Below are 19,064 nucleotides of genomic sequence, written 5' to 3' on the forward strand. Positions count from 1 at the left end.
TCGGCATTGCGCAACACTCTGATGTAGAGGCGGGGGACCGCAGGAGGATGGACGTCGCGGGAAGGGGGCTCAGCTGAAGAGTTGGGAGATATCGGCGCTGCTCAAGCGTCTGAACTTTCGCCCCTGGCGGTTTCGGTCGAGCACGGCCACTTCGAGATTCTCTGAGGGAATCTTCTGCGTGGCGACCTGCTCGAGGGCGGCATGGCAGCGCCGCAGTCCATCCTTCAATGTCGGCGGTTGCGGGCTGGCATGTTCACGCAAATATTGCTGCACTGCCTCGGATCGCCCGCCGATCACCGCAAGATTTTTTTCATCCACGATGCTGCCGTCGAACGAGATCCGGAAAATTTCATTGGCCTGGCCGTTCACACCGACCTGCACGACCAGGATTTCCACTTCCAGCGGTTTCACATCCGTACTGAAGGCCGTTCCCAGACTCTGCGAATAGGCATTGGACAGGGTTCTGGCACTCACATCTTCGCGGCTGTACATGTAGCCGGTCAGGTCAGCATGACGAATCCCCGCCTTGCGAAGATGTTCGAACTCGCTGTACCGCCCCGCCCCGGCAAAGGCAATGCGGTCATACACCTCAGACACTTTGTGCAACGAGGCGCTGGGGTTATCCGCCGCGAGCAAAATGCCGTCGACAAATTCCAATGCAATGATGGAGCGGCCTTTGGCAATGCCTTTTTTGGCATACTCCGCCTTATCCTGCATCATTTGTTCAGGCGAGACGTAGTACGGCAACGGCATCGACTAAGATCTCCTTCGCTCCGCGAGTATGGTGTCGTACAAGGCACGAACCCGGTCTTCCGGCACATCGACAATGCCGGCGCCGCTCACGATCTTGGCCGTCGGAAAAATGCCTCGAACCAAGTCCGGTCCGCCGGTTCCGACATCTTCATCGGCGGCATTGTACAGCGCCAGCAGACCGACTCGAAGCGCCTCGTCTTCCTGCAGACCTGGTCGGTAATATTCACGCATCGTGTTGCGTGCGTCCTTGCCGCCTGACCCGATGGAATGGTGGTCGGACTCTTCGTACCGACCACCCGTAATGTCGTACTTGAAGATCCGCCCTTCCTTCCGCTTGAGATCATAGCCGACATAGAGCGGCATCACGACCAGGCCCTGGAACACCATGGGGAGATTGGCCTTCACCATCTGTCCCAGCTTGTTGGCCTTGCCCTCGCAAGACAGCTGCACGCCTTCCAACTTCTCGTAATGTTCGAGTTCGGTTTGGAAGAGTTTGGCCATCTCGATGCAGGGGCCGGCGGCTCCCGCAATGGCCATGGCGGAGTAGTCATCGATACGAAAGACCTTTTCAATACGTCGGTCGGCGATTTGGAACCCTTCGGTGGCTCGACGATCGCCGGCAATGATCGCTCCGTCTCGATATTTCAATGCCAGCACCGTGGTGCCATGGGGCACCGGCATGCTGCCGGCCCGACTCAAGTCCACGGGATTCGTCAGTCGCGCCCCGGACAAATCCGCGATCCCGGGACGCAAGTCAGGATGGCACTGCGTGAGAAAGTCAAAAAAACTGGAGCCGTCGTGATGTGGGAGCGATGAGTGGTGTGTCATGCAGGTGTCGTCGTCAGGACGAAAGTTTTGCCAGCAATGCTGCCGCAGTTTCCGCTTGGGCCAGGAGTTCCCCCGTCAGCGCTTCGGTGCCGCGGAGCGGATCCATTAAGGGGATCCGCTTGATTTTGTTCTGGCCGATATCGAACAGCACGGACGTCCAACTCGCCCCGTAGACGACATTCGGGTACTTCCGCACACATTGGCCTCTGAAAAAAGCCCGCGTGCCGACAGGCGGATGCATTTCGGCCCGCGCGATTTCATGATCCAAGGCAATCCGTTCGATCATGTGGCTTCGTTCAAGCGTGTAATAGAGCCCCTTTTCGGGTCTGACGTCGTGGTACTGAAAATCCATCAGGCGGACGCGCGGATCATCCCAGCCGCAAGACTTGCGATCCATATAGGACTCAATCAAGTAGCGCTTGGCGACCCAGTCCAGTTCACGGACTAGCAATCGCGGGTCTCGCTCCAATCGGTCAAGCACGTCTTCCCAGCGCACCAACACATCTTTCGTGACTTGGCTCAGTTCGTGACAGGCGAAGTACCCTTGCGCAGCCTTGAGGTACGCGCGCTGCACGGCAATGGCCGTCGACGAGGTACCGTCGGCTAACTTCACGCTTTCCTGGACACGCACGTCCCGGGACACTTGCTTGATCGCGTTGACCGGATCCGCGAGGGTGATCTTGGGCAGTTCAGCCCCGGCCTCAAGCAACTCCAGCACAATCGACAACGTGCCCACCTTGAGGTAGGTCGACAGTTCGGCCATGTTGGCATCACCGACTATGACGTGGAGCCGCCGGTATTTGGCGGAATCAGAATGGGGTTCGTCCCGCGTGTTGATGATCGGCCGGCGAACCATGGTGTTGAGGTCGACGAGGGTTTCAAAGAAATCGGCGCGTTGCGAAATTTGATAGTCGACAGGACTGGTTTGATTCTCCGCCCCGACTTTTCCCGAGCCGGCGAAGATGGAGCGGGTCACGAGGAACGGCATCAACACCTGCGTGATCCGCTCGAACGGCACTGAGCGGGCAACGAGATAGTTCTCATGATACCCGTAGCTGTTGCCCTTGCCGTCAGAGTTGTTCTTGTACAGGACGAACTGGTCCCGCCCCCGCTCCTTCGTAATCTGCTCCAACGCCTGCGCCACAATGCGTTCCCCAACCCGCTCAAAGGCGACGACTTCCCTGGCGTTGGTACATTCCGGCGTGGAGTATTCAGGATGCGCACCGTCGACATAGAGCCGGCCGCCGTTAGCCAGCACCTTGTTCAACTGCCGATTGTAGTCAGGCCCCGGCCGTTCCCGCTCTCCATCGACTTCAAACCCACGCGCATCCAGCAACGGGTTTTCATTCTCGTAGTCCCACACCGCGTGAGGCGCCGGCAGATTGGGGTAATGACCGATGAGATGTATGGAGTTGGCCACCGGATCGGCCGCATTTGGGTCCCGGCTGGCGATACCGAATTCCGTCTCCGTGCCGATGACACGCGATGGGCTGTGCGTATGGGAGTCGTTCATGAAATCTCGCGCACTACAGATAGTGACCGGTATTGACGGTTTCAATTTGACGCGCCTCTCCAGGCCCGCCGCTGATCGTCCGAAGGTGGACAATCTTCTCGCCTTTCTTGCCCGCAACCTTCGCCCAATCGTCCGGGTTGGTCGTATTCGGCAGGTCCTCGTGTTCCTTGAACTCCTCCCGAATCGCCCGGATCAAATCTTCTGCCCGCAGACCGGTCCCTTCTTGCGCGATCGCGCGCTTCACCGCAAACTTCTTGGCGCGCGAGACGATTCCTTCAATCAAGGCTCCGCTGGCAAAGTCTTTGAAGTACAGCACTTCCTTCTCGCCGTTCGCATACGTGACCTCGATGAATTTATTCTCATCCGTCGTAGCATACATGGCGTCTACGGTCATGTTCATCAGCGAGTCCACTAACGCCCGCGCATCCCCGCCATGCCGCTTGAGATCTTCTTCGGCAAACGGCAGATCGGTCGTCACATACTTCGAGAAAATATCCCTGGCCGCCGTCATATCCGGCCGCCCGACCTTCACCTTCACGTCAAGGCGACCGGCCCGGAGCACCGCCGGATCGATCAGATCCTGACGGTTGCTGGCGCCGATGACGATCACATTGGTCAGACGCTCCACCCCATCGATCTCGGAGAGGAATTGCGGCACGATGGTCGACTCGATGTCCGAGGAAATGCCGGTGCCGCGCGTACGGAACAGCGCATCCATTTCGTCGAAAAATACGATCACCGGATGGCCGTCGTCGGCACGTTCTTTGGCCTTCTTAAAGACTTCACGCACCTGCCGTTCCGACTCACCGACATACTTATTCAGCAGTTCAGGTCCTTTGACATGCAGGAAATAGCTGCGCAGCTGCTTATCCTTCAAGTGTCCAAGCTTCTTGGCAATCGAGCTGGCAACGGCTTTCGCAATCAGGGTCTTGCCACAGCCCGGCGGGCCGTACAGGAGAACCCCTTTCGGCGCACTCAATTTATAGTTGGAAAAAATGTGCGGGTACAGGAACGGCAGTTCCACCGCATCGCGAACCTGATCGATTTCCTTCTGAAGTCCGCCGATGTGCTCGTAATCCACATCCGGCACTTCTTCGAGCACCAGTTCCTCGGCTTCCGACTTGGGTAGCTTCTCAATGACACACCCCGATCGCACGTCATAGAGGAGATGGTCACCCACACTGAGTCGTTCGCTGAGCAAGGGCTCCCCGAGTTCCGCGACCTTCTCTTCGTCAAAATGCAGGGTGACCAGCGCGCGATTGCCCTCCAGCACGTCTTTCAAGCGAACCACTTCCCCCTGCACGTCGAACCCACGCACGGCGATCACATTTAACGCTTCGTTGAGAATGACTTCTTGCCCTTTGCGCAAGTCCTTCGCCTTGATGGAAGGATGGAGGCTCACCTTCATCTTGCGACCGGAAACGTAGACATTCCCGGTTCCATCAGTATCGAGACTGGAGAAGATTCCGTAGGTGGAGGGAGGAGCCGTCAGTTTTTCAACCTCGGCTCGCAATGTTTCGATTTGTGATTTGGCTTCTTGGAGGGTGGCGACGAGCTTTTCGTTCTGCTTCGTCGTCTGCTCAAGCTGGTAGCGTGACTGGTAGAGCCGCCGAATCTCCTCTTCCATCGACTGGATTTGGGTGCGAAGTTTTTCGACCTCGCGCGCGTGCTCGTCGTTTTTGTGTGTCACGACTCCCTCTCCGTCAGAAAGTGATTGAGTCAGGCGCTTGACGGAATCACGGAAGGACCGGAGTCGGCCTGAACTCCCTTTTGGGTCGGCCATTGTCCCACTCGTCGGATCGGTATAAATCCTTGTCAGTGACGGTCATCGACACTTTTTCGGATTCTAACACCCGTATAGGGGGTGGTCAACTGCGGCACCCAGCGCCTGCGCGTGACATGGTTGTGTGGGAAAATTTTCGTCTCGTGAGATCTCCTTGTCACTCGTGTTCGAGCGCCGACAACAATGATGTGGTGGCCTGCCCCACATCGGCTGCGCTCAGAATCGACGACAACACAGCCACACCAAAGGCCCCTGCCTGTCGCGCGTCGCGCGCCCGATCCGCGGTCATGCCGCCGATGGCAAAAATCGGGATACGAACGCTCCGTGCGGCCCGCTCAAGCGCCGCGAGTCCGAGCGGCGCTCCATACTCTCGTTTCGACGGCGTGTCATGGATCGGCCCCAACACCACGAAATCAGCCCCCTGCTGTTCGGCCGCCAGCGCGCCCTCGATGGAATGCACGGAGGCTCCCAGCAGTTGAGAGGGCTGGAGCAGGCCTCGCACCACCGCAACCGGCAAACTACTCTCTCGCAGGTGCACTCCGTGAGCAGACAGGGCAAGGGCCAGATCGACACGGTCATTGATGAAGAGCTTCGCCTGCCGCAGTTCAGTTTGCAACTCGCCTGCGACTACACGGAGGTCACGAATGGGGAGGTCTCTTTCACGCAGTTGCACGGCGCGCACACCTGCCGAGACCGCCTCCCGGAGCACCGACAACAGCGGCCGCCCGGCGGTCTGATGACGATCAGTAACGAGATACAAGCGGAAATCGACGGCAGGCATCAGGGGAACGTGGGAAGGCCCGAATGATGAGTGCTACATGGACGCATGGAATCAACTCGGAAGTCATGACTCACCAACGACGACTCATGACTCACCACTTCTCAGAGCATGCCCTCAATCGGACTGCTCGCCGTCGCGTAGAGTTTACGAGGAATGCGCCCGGCCTTATAGGCCAATCGGCCGGCCCAGACGGCGTATTTCATGGCTTCCGCCATCGCAATGGGATCCTGAGCCCCGGCGATTGCCGTATTCATCAACACGGCGTCGGCACCATACTCCATCGCCAGTGCGGCGTCGGAGGCCGTGCCCACTCCGGCGTCCACAATGATAGGCACTTTCACCGTCTCCATGATGATTTTCAGGTTGTAGGGATTACGGATTCCCAACCCAGAGCCGATCGGAGCCGCAAGCGGCATCACCGCCGGACAACCGATGTCCACCAGCTTCTTCGCCACGATCGGGTCGTCGTTGGTATAGGGAAGAACGATGAATCCTTCCTTGATGAGAATCTTGGCCGCTTCGATCAAGCCCGCCGTGTCGGGAAACAGCGTTTTCTCGTCGCCGAGCACTTCCAACTTGACTAGATCGGATACGCCGGCCGCACGCGCCAGCCGAGCGTATCGCACGGCGTCTTCCACCGTATAGCAACCGGCCGTGTTCGGCAGGATGATGTATTTCTTCGGATCGAGATAGTCGAGGAGATTTTCCTTCGAACGATCGGTAATGTTCACGCGACGGACAGCCACCGTGACCACATCCGCGCCGGAGGCATCGATCGCTTTTTTGGTTTCCGCAAAATCTTTATATTTGCCAGTGCCGACCCACAGTCGCGATTGAAATTCCCTGCCGGCGATCACCAACCGATCATTCATCGTGTTCACCCCTATTCGGCTCCGCCGCCAATGAAACTCAGTATTTCCACCCGATCTCCTTCATGGAGCCCACGGGTCTCGAAGTCATGCCGATCCACAATCTCCAAATTCAATTCTACCGCCACGCGGTCGGTCCGGATGTCCAATTCCCGCAACAGCCCTGCCACCGTCTGCCCGTCGCCCGTTCCCCGAGATTCGCCATTCACGTGGATGTTCACTGGATCACCTCACTACGTCGGATCATCCTATGAAACGGGAAAACCGCTTGTCAACCAACGCTGGACAGGCCTTGCCGTTTGCCACCGATTGCCCGCACAATGGCTCCATGCTCCTGTTGAGAGTTGCCAATGGATAACCGCGCTCACCAACTCGCTCAGATTTTTCGCGCCATGGCGAATCTCCTGGCGGCCCAACGCGCCAATCCCTATCGCGTCCGTGCCTACCGGAACGCAGCCGACACGATCCTTTCCGTGACCGGGGACCTGACCGACTTGGCGGCGCGCCATGCGTTGCAAGAGATCCCGGGAATCGGGAAGGACTTAGCGGGGAAAATTGAAGAGTTTCTCTCCACGGGCACGATTCGCGCCTATGAAGAGCTGAGGACGCCGTTGCCGAAAGACGTCGCGGCCTGGGCTTCGCTGCCCGGCCTTTCCGATGCATTGGTGAGTTATCTGTATTTCAGACTGAATATTCGCACATTGGCCGATCTGGAATCCCTGGTTGCGTCCCATCTGTTACGAACGCAACCAGGATTTTCCGGATCGGAAGAGGCATTACTCGCGGCCATCCGCCGACAGCTTCAACCGGCCACGCTTACGCCGCCGGACGAAGCTCCTTGAAGATTTTCCAGGTCTTGAGCAGTTCCACGGCCTTCTGCAACTGCACATCGTCATCCACCGAAATTTCTCCGCCTGCGTCGCCGAGCGAGACGGCCCCGTTCTTATGCGCCGAGTCCTCCGCTGGTTTGGGAGACAAATCCTTACCAGTGGTCGCGCTTTTCGCCGTCTTCGGCTCGGATTCTTTCCCGTCCTTGTCACCGGCCTTCGCCACGGTGGGCGTCTGAAGTTTCACGACGATGTCCGGCGTGATCCCGGTCGACTGAATCGAACGCCCCTTCGGCGTGTAGTACTTAGCCGTCGTGAGGCGCAAACCCGACCCATCACCAAGTGGAAGAATCGTTTGCACCGATCCTTTGCCGAATGAGGTCGTTCCGACGATCACCGCGCGCCCCCAATCCTGCAAGGCACCGGCGACGATTTCGGACGCACTCGCGGACCCTTCATTCACCAGGATGATCATCGGAGAATCCTCCAAGGTCTCCTTGGTCTTGGAGAACCACTCATCCTTCTTCCCCTCGCGGCCCTTGGTGTAGACAATCAGTTTTCCGTTCCCCACGAACTGCTCTGACACGTCGACCGCTGCCGTCAGCAAGCCACCGGGGTTATTCCGCAGATCGAGAATGGTGCCCTGGACCTTCTGCTCTTTGAATTGCTTCAGCGCCCGACTCAGGTCCCGGCCCGTGGCCTCCTGAAACTGTGTCAGCCGCACATACCCGATGGTGTTGTCGAGGACCTTGAACTTCACACTTTCGATCTTAATGGTATCGCGCACCAGGGAGAACGCCAGAGGATCGGCGGTGCCTTCGCGCTGAATCGTCAGATTGACCTTGGTCCCCTTCGGACCGCGCATCTTTTGCACGGCATCCATCAAGGTCAGGTCCTTGGTGGGCTCGTCGTTCACCTTGGTAATGAAGTCGCCAGCCTTGATGCCAGCTCGGTGCGCGGGCGTGCCCTCGATCGGAGAAATCACGGCCAACCGATTTTCTTTCACGCCGATCTGAATCCCGACTCCACCGAACTCGCCTTTGGTTTCGACCTGCATTTCTTTATACATCTCAGGGGTCATATAGGCGGAGTGGGGGTCGAGCGTCGACAGCATTCCGCGAATCGCGCCCTGGACCAGGTCTTTCACCTTGGTTTCATCGACATAGTGCTTCTGCACCTGCGTCAACACCTCGGAAAACGTCCGCAATTCCTCATAGGTTTCGGACGCGTGCCCGGTCCGTTCCAGCCCCTTTTCCAGGATCAGGCCGATGCCTAAGGCCACCGTCACCATCAGCAAAAGATATAACCACCGTCGGCTCCGCCGCTGTTCCATAACGTGGGTTCCTTCCTCTCCGAGGCCTACCGCTTAGACAACCACACCAGGGGATCGACCGGCTCCGCCCCTTCGCGCAGCTCGAAATAGAGCGTATTCTCACCCGTCATACCCGTATCACCTGTTTCACCGATCGCTTCCCCCGCCTCAATCTTGGCACCGACGGTCGTCAAAATTTTTGACGCATGGGCGTACAGCGAAAACACTCCATTGGCATGATCCATGATTATAACCAGTCCGTAACCTTTCAACCAGTCCGCATAGACAACCTGACCGGCGAGCACCGATCGTATATTACTCCCTTCCGCGGCGCGAATCTCGATGCCTTTTCGCTGAATATAGGTATTAAACGTGGGGTGCTTCTGGCGGCCGAAGTACGAGACCACCTGCCCGTCGGTCGGCCACAGCAGAGTTCCGCGCAACGCTCGAAGGCCTCCCCCGACGCTGGGCGGACGGCTCGCCAACGCGGCCCGGCGCCTGGCCTCTAGTTCCTTCAACAAACTGTCGACCCTGGTGGCCGAACGTTCTAGTTCTTCCACGGCCCGATCATGAGATTCTTTTTCCTGCGTGATTTTCGCAAGATAGACCCGTTTCTGCTTCTTCAATCCCTTGATCTGAGCCAGCTTCTCTTCCGTGCTGACCTTATACGCCAGCATACCCTGACGCGCCTCCTCCCGACTCCGTTCGACTTCAGCAATCCGCTCGGCATCCCGGCGGTAGGTTTCCATGATCTCATACTCTCGCTGCGTCACCGCCGAGAGATAGCGAAACCGCCGTTGGAAATCTCCGGCCGAACTGGCCGCAAGGAGCGTCTTCAGGTGCCAGTACCGCCCCTCGACATACTGGACCCGCAACCGGGCGGCAATGGCCTCCTGCCGCTCATCGATACGCTCGGACAATCGACTCAGCTGCACGCTCATCTGCTCGATTTCGAGATCCTTCTTTTTGAGTTTCTTGACGATATCCTGATGTTCCTGCCGATACCGGACCAACCGCTCATCCAGCGACTGCAACCCTTGCAACACCGACTCACGTTTTTTCTCCGCCTCGTCCGCCTTCTTGCGTTTTTCGACAATCGTGCCGCGCAACTTTTCCAGGGTCTTCTTTTCCTGCTCGATCTTGTCTGCGTACGAGTCCTTTCGCTCGGCGGCCTGCGACAGGGGAATCGTGAACAGGACACACTGGAGCATCACCAAGGCGCAGCCCCATCGACTCCACCTCATGCCCGCCCCTCTCCGAAATGCAACAGCGAGAGGAAGCTCCCGGCGCACCCCAAAAACAGCCCGACTACGACGAGCACGGCACACATCTCGAACGAAAAGAAGGTCAGCAACGCGTCGACCCCCAGAAAGCGGGTGGCGGAATGGATCTCGTGACGAAACAGCTCGAACCCGGCTTTAAGAATCACCAAGGACAGGGCACTTCCACAAAGACCGAGCGCGGCCCCTTCAAGGAGATAGGGCACACGAATAAACGTGGTACTCGCGCCGATCAGGCCAAGAATTTCAATCTCCTCACGACGCGAATAGAGCGCCAGCCGGATGGTATTCGCGATGATCGTGACCGACGCGGCTGACAAGATCACGCCCACAATAATCGCGGCGACCTCGATATACCGAACAATCCCGGCTAAGGCCTCGACCCATTCCTGATTATATTGAACTTGGCCGACTCCGGGGATCAATTGCGCACGAGTGGCCCAACGCCGCATGGCCTCCGCCGAACGCGAATCCGCAGCCAGGGTCACCACGAAAGACGCGGGCAAGGGATTCTGCCCAAGCCCTTGCAGTAACCGGGACTCCGACGGAAACTGAGCCTGAAAATCCGCCAATGCCCGCTCTTTTGATACATAACTGAGGGAACGAACCGCTCGATCGGCGCGTAACTGCACCTCGATCTCGCCTCGTGCAGACTCGGGAAGATCGTCCTGCACATACACCATCACCTGAATATCCTGCTCCAGCGAAGCGGCCATGGCTTTCAGGTTGACGTAGAGCAGCAAAAATACGCCGACGCAGGCAAAGGTAAACGCGGTCGTCGCCACAGCGACAATCGTGGTCGTTCGATTCGTCAAGACGTTGGCGACCGCTTCCCGCAACAGGTAGAGCAGACGCCTCACGAGCACACCTGTTCTCGGGACACGACCTTCCCGTGCTCCAGCGTGATGACTCGTCGATTGACCTGCGCCAACACATTGGGATCATGGGTCGCCACAATGATCGTCGTGCCTCTGGCATTGATCGCCTTGAACAGCTCGATAATTTCGCTCGTCAAATCCGGGTCCAGATTCCCGGTCGGTTCATCCGCCAAGAGCATGATCGGCCCGTTGACGATGGCGCGTGCGATACACACGCGCTGCTGCTCTCCGGTGGACAGACCGGGAGGGAAGAGATCTTTCTTATGATCCAGGCCGACGGAGCGTAACGCTTCCGCCACCTTGCGCCGGATGTCCGGCGTGGACGCGCCCTGCACCAGCAAGGGGAGCGACACGTTTTCAAACACGGTTTTCTTCGGCAGGAGTCGGAAATCTTGCAACACAATGCCGACTTTTCGGCGAAGCACCGGAATTTCCGAGGCGCGCAACTTGGAGAGACTGCGCCCCTGAATCAGTATCTGCCCCTCCTCAGGACGCTCCGCCCCGATCAGCAACTTCAGCAAGGTCGATTTTCCGGCGCCGCTCGAGCCCATCAACAGGACGAACTCGCCCTTCTCAATTTCGAGCGTGACATCGGAGAGCGCAGGACGACGATCGTAATATTTTGAGACATGAAAGAGTTGAATCATGAATCGCGCCACTGGCAGCGAACGGAGCCCCTGACGTCACCGGCCGCCCCCCGCCTCACAGAACAAGCAACGGATGCGTCATGGTGAAGCCTTCCTCACTCCTACCATCGCAGATCATCCCCTTCGACGTCGAATGCATTCGCAATATGTTGCACGGCTGCGCCTGGAACGGCATCATCCTGGATCAGCACGACATCAAAGCGGCAGGGTCGATCTTCGATCCGATGTTGGGCCAGATACTGTGCCGCCAACCGGATTAGCTTTGCACGTTTCCGTGCATCGACCGCCTCAATGGCGCCGCCGAACGTCCCGGTCCGCCGCCGCTTTACCTCAACGAACACGAGCACCCCCTGGTCATCCGCGACCAGATCGAGCTCGCCCAACGCAGAGCGCACGTTCCGGCCGATGATTCGAAAACCTCGGCTGCGCAGGAAGGCTTCGGCCTGGCCCTCACCTTCATCTCCCACCAGGCGGCGACGGTCACCCATCAGTCACGTTCCCTTCACACCGAGGCCACCGGCGGCAGGACCTCCACTCCGTCGCATGCAACACACTCCCGCACCGGAGCAAAACTGCGCCGGTGGATTGGGCATGGACCATGCGCCCGAAGGAGGTGGAGATGTTCCGGGGTCCCGTACCCTTTATGCTCGGCAAAATTGTAGTGGGGATACCAGCGGTGATATTCGACCATCAACCGGTCTCGCGTCACCTTCGCAACGATGGATGCCGCCGCAATCGAACAGGAGAGGCCGTCGCCCTTGATGATCGCGCGTTGAGGGATGGAAAGCCCGGAGAGCGTCACGGCGTCGAGCAGCACAAAGTCCGGCCTGAGTGGAAGCGCGTCCAACGCCCGACGCATTGCCAGACGGGATGCCTCAAGAATGTTCAGCCGATCGATCTCTGCCTCCGTGGCAGCACCGATCCCGACGCCAGTCGCCCGACGCACGATTTCGGCAAAAAGTCGGTTGCGTTCAGATTCTGAAATCTGTTTGGAATCGTTCAGCCCAGGCAGGCGACATCGACGCGGCAATAATACAGCGGCTGCGACAACGGGACCGGCAAGAGGCCCACGTCCGGCTTCATCCAGGCCGGCGATAAAGCGATACCCGCGCGACCGAGCCTCCCCCTCGAACTCCTCGGAAGGGCCCACAGTCGCCGGGTTCAGCCTATCAGCCACACGTGCGCCTCTGTCCAGATCGCATGTGGTCGGCGGGACTACGCCTTTGCGGCCGTGGCGGCTGCCGCTTCCTGCTTGGCACCGGCCTGCGCCTTGCCTTCGACCTTAAACTCGCGGTCTTCCACCTTGGCAAACTTGCCTTTTTTGGTGCGCAGATAATACAGCTTGGCGCGGCGAACACGCCCCTGACGCACCACGTCGACCTTCGCCACGTTGGGAGAATGGATCGGGAACGTCCGCTCGACACCGACGTTATAGGACAGCTTGCGCACCGTGAAGGTCTCGCTGTTCAGCGTCCCTTTGCGGGCAATCACGGTGCCTTCATACACCTGGATGCGCTCTTTTTCACCTTCAACGACTTTCACATGAACGCGAACGGTATCCCCGATCTCGAACTTGGGTGCCGTTTTCTTGGTTAAGGATCGTTGGATCCGCTCTAGCCGATTCATAGTCTCTCTCCTCCTCTCAACGAACAGGTACCTGTACCAGACTCTCTTGCATCACTTCGTTTAATAACCGTCGATCTTCCACTCCAAGCTCGCGATCCCGCAACAGATCCGGCCGCTTGAGATACGTATTCCGCAACGCTTCCTTCCGGCGCCACACTCGAATCGCCTCGTGGTGCCCCGAGACCAACACCTCAGGAACCGCCATGCCTCGTACATCTGCCGGTCTGGTGTAGTGCGGATACTCCAACAGCCCCTCGGTGAAGGACTCTTCGGCTGCCGACGCCGCATCACCGAGAACGCCGGGGACCAAGCGGGCAGCGGCATCAATCATCACCAATGCCGGCAACTCTCCGCCGGTTAACACATAATCGCCGACAGAAATCTCCTCGGGATGCAGCGCCAACCGAACACGCTCGTCCATCCCTTCATAATGCCCGCACACAAACACGACGACACGTTCGTCCTGTGCCAGAGAGTGCGCCAATTCCTGCGTGAACGGGCGCCCTTGCGGGGACGGCACAATCACTCGCAGGGTCGTTCCCGGATGAGAGGTCTGATACCGGCCACGTAACGCATCAATGGCGCGCAGAACCGGCTCAGCCTTCATGACCATCCCCGCCCCGCCGCCGTACGGCACGTCGTCGGCCGTCTTATGCCGGTCAAAGGTGTAGTCACGCAAATTCTCGACCCCTACCTCCAACAAGCCCTTCTCCTGGGCACGTTTGAGGATACTCTGGCCGAGAACCGGAGCCACCATATCCGGGAACAATGTCACCACGGCACAGCGCATGCTAGAGGTCTCCGAACCCCTCGGGCAATCGAACGGTCATCACGCGTCCCGCGACATCCACCGCAATCACGAGCTGTTTCGCAGCAGGAATCAGGAGCTCTTTTCCATCCTGGCGGACCAGAAACGCTTGGTTCTCAGCGAAGGCCAGTACATCCTCCAGCCGCCCCAACACCGTCCCCGCCTCATCCTGCACGACCATCCCGATCAAATCGCATTGATAGTAGTGATCGGTCGGCAGCGCTGGCGAGTCACCACGTGGAACCTGCACGAGTCCGCCGCGAAATTCGGCGACCTGCTCGGGGGTCGTGAAGGCATCGAACCCGACAATCAGCGTGGGCCCACCAGACCGCACATGGGTCACGCGGGTGACAAGGCTCTTGCCATTCGGCGCCACAAGGGTCACCTCATGAAGGTGATCAAACCGACCCGGCACGTCGCTCAGCGATCGCACCCGCGCTTCGCCTCGTACGCCGAACGACCGCTCAATCCGTCCAATGGTCACAAGCTCTGCCTGATCGAGCGTCGCCATGTGCCCCGGTTACTTCTTGCGCGTGTCGCCTTGTTCCGGCTTCGCAGCCTTTGCGCTCTTCTCGGTCTCGAACTCTTTCCACACACCGTGCCGCTTGAGCAGCGTCCGCACGGTCGTGGTGGGCTGCGCGCCGTGCCGCAACCACGAGAGCACTCGCTCCGACTTCAATTCCGGCACCGCCGGGTTCTTGAGCGGGTCAAAAATGCCGAGAATTTCCAAGAACCGGCCGTCGCGAGGCTTCCGCGAATCCGCCGCGATCACCCGATACATCGGACGCTTGTGTCGCCCCGTCCGCGCCAATCGTAAATGAACTGCCACTCGAACCTCCTCAGAATAATGAGCGCTTGGCCATCGGCCGTATCCGCTCGGTTTGAACTCTCTTCACCATGCGCACGTCGTCGTGTCTCGACATTCGCCCGACTACATTCCGCGAAGCATTTGGGCCAGCTGTCGTCGGCCTCCGGCGCCGCCCGACATGACCTTCGCGATTTTTCGGGCCTGCAAAAACTGCTTGATCAAGCGATTCACTTCCTGCACGCTCGTCCCGCTTCCGCGGGCGATGCGTTTCTTCCGGCTGCCGTTGATCAGCGTATGGTCGCGTCGTTCACGCGCAGTCATGGAATCGATCATGGCCGCCACTCGCTTCATTTCCTTTTCAGGCAAGCCGCTATTCGCCAGATCTTTCAGTTTCTGACCACCCGGCAACATGCCCAGAATCTGCTCAAACGACCCTAACCGATTCATCTGCCCCAGCTGCGACCGGAAATCCTCCAGCGTGAAGGTGCTGCTGATCAGTTTCTTTTGCGCCGCTTCGGCTTCTTCCCGCGAAAACGTCTCCTGGGCCTTCTCGATTAACGAGAGGACATCGCCCATGCCCAGAATTCGGGATGCCATACGATCGGGATGAAACGGCTCCAGCGCATCGAGCTTTTCACCCATACCGAGGAATTTGATCGGCTGTCCGGTCACGGCCCGAATCGAGAGAACCGCTCCTCCTCTGGCATCGCCTTCGACCTTCGTTAAGATGACGCCGGTCAGACCAACCTGCTGATTGAACTGGCCGGCCATATTCACGGCGTCCTGACCGGTCATGGCGTCGGCAACCAACAGGACTTCGTGGGGATTGACCGCCTGTTTCACGGCCACGAGCTCGGCCATCAACTCATCGTCGACATGCAACCGACCGCCGGTATCGAGCACGACGAGGTCATAGCCCTGCTCCTGGGCACGCTCGACTCCGCGCTGACAAATCCGCACCACATCGGCGCGCGACGCATCCACCTGATCAAACCGATGAACATCAATACCAAGGTCGTGACCGAGGCTGGCCAACTGATCGCCTGCGGCAGGGCGACGCGGGTCGGCCGCCACAAGCAACACCCGCTTTCCTTGACTCTTGAATAAGCGGGCCAGCTTTCCGGAGGTGGTCGTTTTCCCGGCGCCCTGCAATCCCACCATCATTACAATGGTAGGCGGCCTCGAGGCGAGACTGATGCCGGACCGCTCTCCACCCATCATCCCGCGAAGTTCGTCCCAGACAACCTTGACGACTTGATGACCGGGGGTCAGGCTTTTCAGGACTTCCTGCCCGATCGCCTTTTCGCGAACCCGCTCCAGGAAGTCCTTGACGACTTTGAAGTTGACGTCCGCCTCGAGCAAGGCAAGACGAACTTCCTTCAGCGCCTCGGCAATATTGTCCTCTGTCAGGACACCCTGCCCTCGAAGCTTCTTCAGGATCCGTTCAAATTTTTCGCTCAGCGCGTCAAGCACAGTGCACCAAAGAAAAAGGCCATCGAAGTCGGGGTCGAGCCAGAGCTCCGATCGCCTCGAAAAACATCACAAAAAATAGCATCGGGCAGTCTATAGAAGGGGGGAAGGTGAAGTCAAGACATTCAAGCACCCGACAGCGCTGCATTTCTCAACCGTGCGCCATGCATCCGTCGCAATCCTGCCCCGCGCCGGTCGCTCAGGTCGGCACATGGCCGGACCCACGCCGACTCATGACCAGAGGAGCGAGAACGTCACATCTCTATCAACACGAGCGAGACAGGGCGCCCACAACCCACCCCGTCGCATCGCCTGGCATGCATTTTGTTGACATCAATTTAGGCTTCCGATATGGTGCCTCAAGTCGGCACAGACGGCCGGCTGTGTGTGAACGGGGGGAGAGAGCGGATGAGAAAATCGATCGGCGTGCTGCTGATCTTTATCCTGATCGGCGGAATGCTGGGCGGGATTTTCGGCGAGATTCTACGCGTGATGGCCCCGAACGGCGCGATTCAAAACATCTTTGCCAGCAACTTCTCCCCTGGGATCAATCCACCTCTCACCATTGATCTGGTGCTGCTCAAGCTGACGTTCGGCTTCAGCATCAAGGTCAGTCTGCTCAGTGTCCTCGGCATGTTTCTCGGCGCCTACCTCTATAAACAGATGTGACGGGCTGGCTTCCGGCTTCTAACTCCCTCGAAGAGTCACCGCCTACTGCGCCACCTCCAGCACCTTGAGCTTCAGCGACCTGATTCGATTCCGTAACTCCGCCGCCCGCTCGAACTCCAACTTCTTCGCCGCCGCCTTCATTTCCACTTCGAGCCGCCGAATCACCTGCTCCGTGTCTCCCGTTGCCCCATACTCCGCCTGAGGATCAGCCGCCAATTCGAGTTGCGCATGGTTCGCACCTCCCACTGCATAGTCCAACATAGGGATCTGCTTCTTCACACTCTGCGGCGTAATCCCATGAGCCGCGTTGTACGCTTCCTGAATATGACGCCGCCGGGCCGTCTCATCGATCGCGCGGCGCATCGAATCCGTCACCGTATCCCCATAAAAAATGACCCGCCCGTCAATATGGCGGGCCGCGCGGCCGGCCGTTTGAATCAGCGAGCGATGCGAGCGGAGGTACCCCTCCTTATCCGCATCCAGAATCGCCACCAGCCCGACCTCCGGGAGGTCGAGCCCCTCCCGCAACAGGTTGATCCCGACCAGCACATCGAAAACGCCGCGCCGAAGGTCGCGAATGATCTCCGCCCGTTCGAGTGTCTTGATGTCTGCGTGCAGATAGCGCACTTTCACGCCGAGATCGTGGTAGTACTCCGTGAGATCTTCCGCCATCCGTTTCGTCAGCGTCGTCACGAGCACACGATTGCCCTTCGCCGCCTCCGCCCGTACTTCCGCCAGCAGGTTGTCCACCTGCCCCTTCGCGGATCGCACGTCGATGAGCGGGTCCATCAAACCGGTCGGGCGAATAATCTGTTCGATGACCTCGCCTTTGGCATGATCCAATTCATAGGGGCCCGGCGTCGCGGATACATAGATCACCTGCTTCAGCATCCGCTCGAACTCCGCGAACTTTAGTGGACGGTTATCGACGGCGGACGGCAGGCGAAAGCCGTAATCTACCAACGTTCGTTTCCGTGAAAAGTCCCCTTCGTACATGCCGCCGATTTGCGGCACCGTCGCGTGCGACTCATCGATGATCAGAAGAAAATCCTTGGGGAAATAATCGATCAGCGTCGGCGGGGGCTCACCCGGCGCACGGCCGCTCAAGTGGCGCGAATAGTTTTCGATCCCGTGGCAATACCCCATGGCCCGAATCATTTCGAGGTCGAACTTCGTCCGCTGCTCGATCCGCTGAGCCTCCAGCAACTGGCCGCTCTTCTTGAACGCCGCCACCCGGGCCTCCAATTCCTCCTCAATGCCCGTGATGGCCCGTTCATACCGATCGGGCGCGATGAGATAGTGGGTGTTCGGGTAAATCGCGACCTTCGGCAACTTGCCCAACGATTTGCCGGTCAACGGGTCGATCTCGTGAATCGCATCCACGACGTCGCCGAAGAGTTCGATCCGCACCGACTTGGCCTCCGAGGAGGCCGGGAAAATCTCGATGACATCCCCGCGCGCGCGAAACGTCCCGCGGTGGAAATCGACATCGTTCCGCGCATACTGGATGTCCACCAGTTTCGCCAGAATCTTTTCACGCCTGGTCTCCATGCCTTCTTCGAGGTAGACCAACATGTCGTGGTAGACCTCCGGCGACCCAAGGCCATAGATGCAGGAGACCGACGACACGATCAAGACGTCATTCCGCTGCAGAAGCGACGTCGTCGCCGCGTGGCGCATCTGATCGATCGCGTCGTTGATCGAGGCATCTTTTGCAATATAGGTATCGCTCTGCGGAATGTAGGCTTCCGGCTGGTAGTAATCGTAATAACTGATGAAGTACTCGACGGCATTGTGCGGAAAGAACTGCTTGAACTCCTGGTAGAGTTGTCCCGCCAGCGTCTTATTGTGTACGAGCACCAGCGTGGGCTTCTGAACCCGCTCGATGACGTTGGCCATCGTGAACGTCTTACCGGAGCCAGTGACCCCTAACAGGGCTTGGTGCTGCTTTCCGGCCAGGACTCCGGCCGTCAGTTTCTCAATGGCCTGGCCCTGATCACCACAGGGTTTGAACGGAGCGTCGAGCTTGAACGGCGGCATAGTGGGGTCATCTTACCATGTTCGACGCACCGGTGAACGCGTGACGAACGACGACACATCCCCGTTCAGACGCACCTGGCCCATTGCGTGGGTTCGCGGACCAACGTCAGCGCCTCGGAGCGGCGCCCTGACTCCTGGAGACTCCCCCACAGACTAGAACCTATCTCAAAAT

General features: G+C 58.6%; 20 protein-coding genes and 1 pseudogene. 2 read left to right on the plus strand and 19 right to left on the minus strand.

What is annotated here, in order from left to right; translation table 11 throughout:
* Positions 1-69: 69 nt before the first annotated feature.
* The 7 genes from prcA to thiS all read right to left on the minus strand — a co-directional run bounded on the left by prcA (position 70) and on the right by thiS (position 6,748).
* Positions 70-753 (minus strand): proteasome subunit alpha, encoded by a 684-nt coding sequence (prcA, locus tag KJA79_RS22305; RefSeq protein ID WP_213044315.1) that lies wholly within the window; start codon positions 751-753, stop codon positions 70-72.
* A 3-nt stretch (positions 754-756) separates the two neighbouring features.
* Positions 757-1,581, minus strand: coding sequence for a proteasome subunit beta (prcB, locus tag KJA79_RS22310; protein ID WP_213044316.1), 825 nt, complete (start codon positions 1,579-1,581; stop codon positions 757-759).
* A 13-nt stretch (positions 1,582-1,594) separates the two neighbouring features.
* A complete protein-coding gene (dop, locus tag KJA79_RS22315; protein WP_213044317.1) occupies positions 1,595-3,094 on the minus strand; it encodes a depupylase/deamidase Dop in 1,500 nt (499 codons plus the stop codon).
* A gap of 13 nt (positions 3,095-3,107) precedes the next feature.
* The gene (gene arc / locus KJA79_RS22320; RefSeq protein ID WP_246507875.1) at positions 3,108-4,784 is read right to left on the minus strand and encodes a proteasome ATPase; all 1,677 of its coding nucleotides are present in this window, start codon (positions 4,782-4,784) and stop codon (positions 3,108-3,110) included.
* Between the two features lie 250 nt (positions 4,785-5,034).
* Positions 5,035-5,658 carry a thiamine phosphate synthase gene (gene thiE, locus KJA79_RS22325; protein ID WP_213044319.1) on the minus strand — a complete coding sequence of 208 codons (624 nt, stop codon included), beginning with the start codon at positions 5,656-5,658 and terminating at the stop codon, positions 5,035-5,037.
* Positions 5,659-5,759: 101 nt separating this feature from the next.
* Positions 5,760-6,530: a thiazole synthase gene (locus tag KJA79_RS22330; RefSeq protein ID WP_213044320.1), complete on the minus strand. Its 771-nt coding sequence runs from the start codon at positions 6,528-6,530 to the stop codon at positions 5,760-5,762.
* Between the two features lie 11 nt (positions 6,531-6,541).
* Entirely contained in the window at positions 6,542-6,748 is a 207-nt protein-coding gene (gene thiS / locus KJA79_RS22335; protein WP_213044321.1) for a sulfur carrier protein ThiS, read from the minus strand.
* A gap of 129 nt (positions 6,749-6,877) precedes the next feature.
* Here thiS and KJA79_RS22340 point away from each other — a divergent pair, with 129 nt between their 5' ends.
* Positions 6,878-7,369 (plus strand): nucleotidyltransferase family protein, encoded by a 492-nt coding sequence (locus tag KJA79_RS22340; RefSeq protein WP_213044322.1) that lies wholly within the window; start codon positions 6,878-6,880, stop codon positions 7,367-7,369.
* Here the strand turns inward: KJA79_RS22340 and KJA79_RS22345 are convergent.
* The 11 genes and pseudogenes from KJA79_RS22345 to ffh all read right to left on the minus strand — a co-directional run bounded on the left by KJA79_RS22345 (position 7,344) and on the right by ffh (position 16,186).
* Positions 7,344-8,687 carry a S41 family peptidase gene (locus KJA79_RS22345; RefSeq protein ID WP_213044323.1) on the minus strand — a complete coding sequence of 448 codons (1,344 nt, stop codon included), beginning with the start codon at positions 8,685-8,687 and terminating at the stop codon, positions 7,344-7,346. The two genes, KJA79_RS22340 and KJA79_RS22345, sit on opposite strands and share 26 nt — an antisense overlap.
* 26 nt (positions 8,688-8,713) lie before the next feature.
* Positions 8,714-9,910 (minus strand): murein hydrolase activator EnvC family protein, encoded by a 1,197-nt coding sequence (locus KJA79_RS22350; protein ID WP_213044324.1) that lies wholly within the window; start codon positions 9,908-9,910, stop codon positions 8,714-8,716.
* Positions 9,907-10,806, minus strand: coding sequence for a cell division protein FtsX (locus KJA79_RS22355; RefSeq protein ID WP_213044325.1), 900 nt, complete (start codon positions 10,804-10,806; stop codon positions 9,907-9,909). Before KJA79_RS22355 ends, KJA79_RS22350 begins: the two co-directional genes overlap by 4 nt.
* On the minus strand, positions 10,803-11,471 hold the full coding sequence (ftsE, locus tag KJA79_RS22360) for a cell division ATP-binding protein FtsE (RefSeq protein ID WP_213044326.1): 669 nt from the start codon (positions 11,469-11,471) through the stop codon (positions 10,803-10,805). Before ftsE ends, KJA79_RS22355 begins: the two co-directional genes overlap by 4 nt.
* A 101-nt stretch (positions 11,472-11,572) precedes the next feature.
* Entirely contained in the window at positions 11,573-11,959 is a 387-nt protein-coding gene (locus KJA79_RS22365; protein WP_213044327.1) for a YraN family protein, read from the minus strand.
* A 14-nt stretch (positions 11,960-11,973) separates the two neighbouring features.
* Entirely contained in the window at positions 11,974-12,648 is a 675-nt protein-coding gene (locus tag KJA79_RS22370; RefSeq protein WP_213044328.1) for a ribonuclease HII, read from the minus strand.
* A gap of 116 nt (positions 12,649-12,764) precedes the next feature.
* A pseudogene (gene rplS / locus KJA79_RS22375) lies at positions 12,765-13,097 on the minus strand (50S ribosomal protein L19); the annotation flags it as partial.
* 16 nt (positions 13,098-13,113) lie between these two features.
* Positions 13,114-13,887, minus strand: a complete 774-nt coding sequence (gene trmD, locus KJA79_RS22380) for a tRNA (guanosine(37)-N1)-methyltransferase TrmD (RefSeq protein WP_213044330.1) — start codon at positions 13,885-13,887, stop codon at positions 13,114-13,116.
* A gap of 1 nt (position 13,888) precedes the next feature.
* Positions 13,889-14,416, minus strand: coding sequence for a ribosome maturation factor RimM (gene rimM / locus KJA79_RS22385; protein WP_213044331.1), 528 nt, complete (start codon positions 14,414-14,416; stop codon positions 13,889-13,891).
* A gap of 9 nt (positions 14,417-14,425) precedes the next feature.
* Positions 14,426-14,734: a 30S ribosomal protein S16 gene (rpsP, locus tag KJA79_RS22390; RefSeq protein ID WP_213044332.1), complete on the minus strand. Its 309-nt coding sequence runs from the start codon at positions 14,732-14,734 to the stop codon at positions 14,426-14,428.
* Between the two features lie 102 nt (positions 14,735-14,836).
* Positions 14,837-16,186 (minus strand): signal recognition particle protein, encoded by a 1,350-nt coding sequence (gene ffh / locus KJA79_RS22395; RefSeq protein WP_213044333.1) that lies wholly within the window; start codon positions 16,184-16,186, stop codon positions 14,837-14,839.
* Between the two features lie 405 nt (positions 16,187-16,591).
* On the opposite strand from ffh, the gene KJA79_RS22400 reads away from it, so the two are divergent.
* Positions 16,592-16,852: a DUF4321 domain-containing protein gene (locus KJA79_RS22400; protein ID WP_213044334.1), complete on the plus strand. Its 261-nt coding sequence runs from the start codon at positions 16,592-16,594 to the stop codon at positions 16,850-16,852.
* Between the two features lie 42 nt (positions 16,853-16,894).
* Here KJA79_RS22400 and uvrB read toward each other — a convergent pair whose 3' ends face one another.
* Positions 16,895-18,892: an excinuclease ABC subunit UvrB gene (gene uvrB, locus KJA79_RS22405; protein WP_213044335.1), complete on the minus strand. Its 1,998-nt coding sequence runs from the start codon at positions 18,890-18,892 to the stop codon at positions 16,895-16,897.
* Between the last annotated feature and the right edge of the window lie 172 nt (positions 18,893-19,064).

Source organism: Nitrospira defluvii (genome assembly GCF_905220995.1).
GTDB lineage: Bacteria > Nitrospirota > Nitrospiria > Nitrospirales > Nitrospiraceae > Nitrospira_A > Nitrospira_A defluvii_C.

Coding starts and splice junctions, on each gene's coding strand:
- prcA (WP_213044315.1), bottom strand. CDS start 753: ATGCCGTTGCCGTACTACGTCTCGCCTGAACAAATGATGCAGGATAAG.
- prcB (WP_213044316.1), bottom strand. CDS start 1,581: ATGACACACCACTCATCGCTCCCACATCACGACGGCTCCAGTTTTTTT.
- dop (WP_213044317.1), bottom strand. CDS start 3,094: ATGAACGACTCCCATACGCACAGCCCATCGCGTGTCATCGGCACGGAG.
- thiE (WP_213044319.1), bottom strand. CDS start 5,658: ATGCCTGCCGTCGATTTCCGCTTGTATCTCGTTACTGATCGTCATCAG.
- KJA79_RS22330 (WP_213044320.1), bottom strand. CDS start 6,530: ATGAATGATCGGTTGGTGATCGCCGGCAGGGAATTTCAATCGCGACTG.
- KJA79_RS22340 (WP_213044322.1), top strand. CDS start 6,878: ATGGATAACCGCGCTCACCAACTCGCTCAGATTTTTCGCGCCATGGCG.
- KJA79_RS22345 (WP_213044323.1), bottom strand. CDS start 8,687: ATGGAACAGCGGCGGAGCCGACGGTGGTTATATCTTTTGCTGATGGTG.
- KJA79_RS22350 (WP_213044324.1), bottom strand. CDS start 9,910: ATGAGGTGGAGTCGATGGGGCTGCGCCTTGGTGATGCTCCAGTGTGTC.
- ftsE (WP_213044326.1), bottom strand. CDS start 11,471: ATGATTCAACTCTTTCATGTCTCAAAATATTACGATCGTCGTCCTGCG.
- KJA79_RS22365 (WP_213044327.1), bottom strand. CDS start 11,959: ATGGGTGACCGTCGCCGCCTGGTGGGAGATGAAGGTGAGGGCCAGGCC.
- trmD (WP_213044330.1), bottom strand. CDS start 13,887: ATGCGCTGTGCCGTGGTGACATTGTTCCCGGATATGGTGGCTCCGGTT.
- rimM (WP_213044331.1), bottom strand. CDS start 14,416: ATGGCGACGCTCGATCAGGCAGAGCTTGTGACCATTGGACGGATTGAG.
- KJA79_RS22400 (WP_213044334.1), top strand. CDS start 16,592: ATGAGAAAATCGATCGGCGTGCTGCTGATCTTTATCCTGATCGGCGGA.
- uvrB (WP_213044335.1), bottom strand. CDS start 18,892: ATGCCGCCGTTCAAGCTCGACGCTCCGTTCAAACCCTGTGGTGATCAG.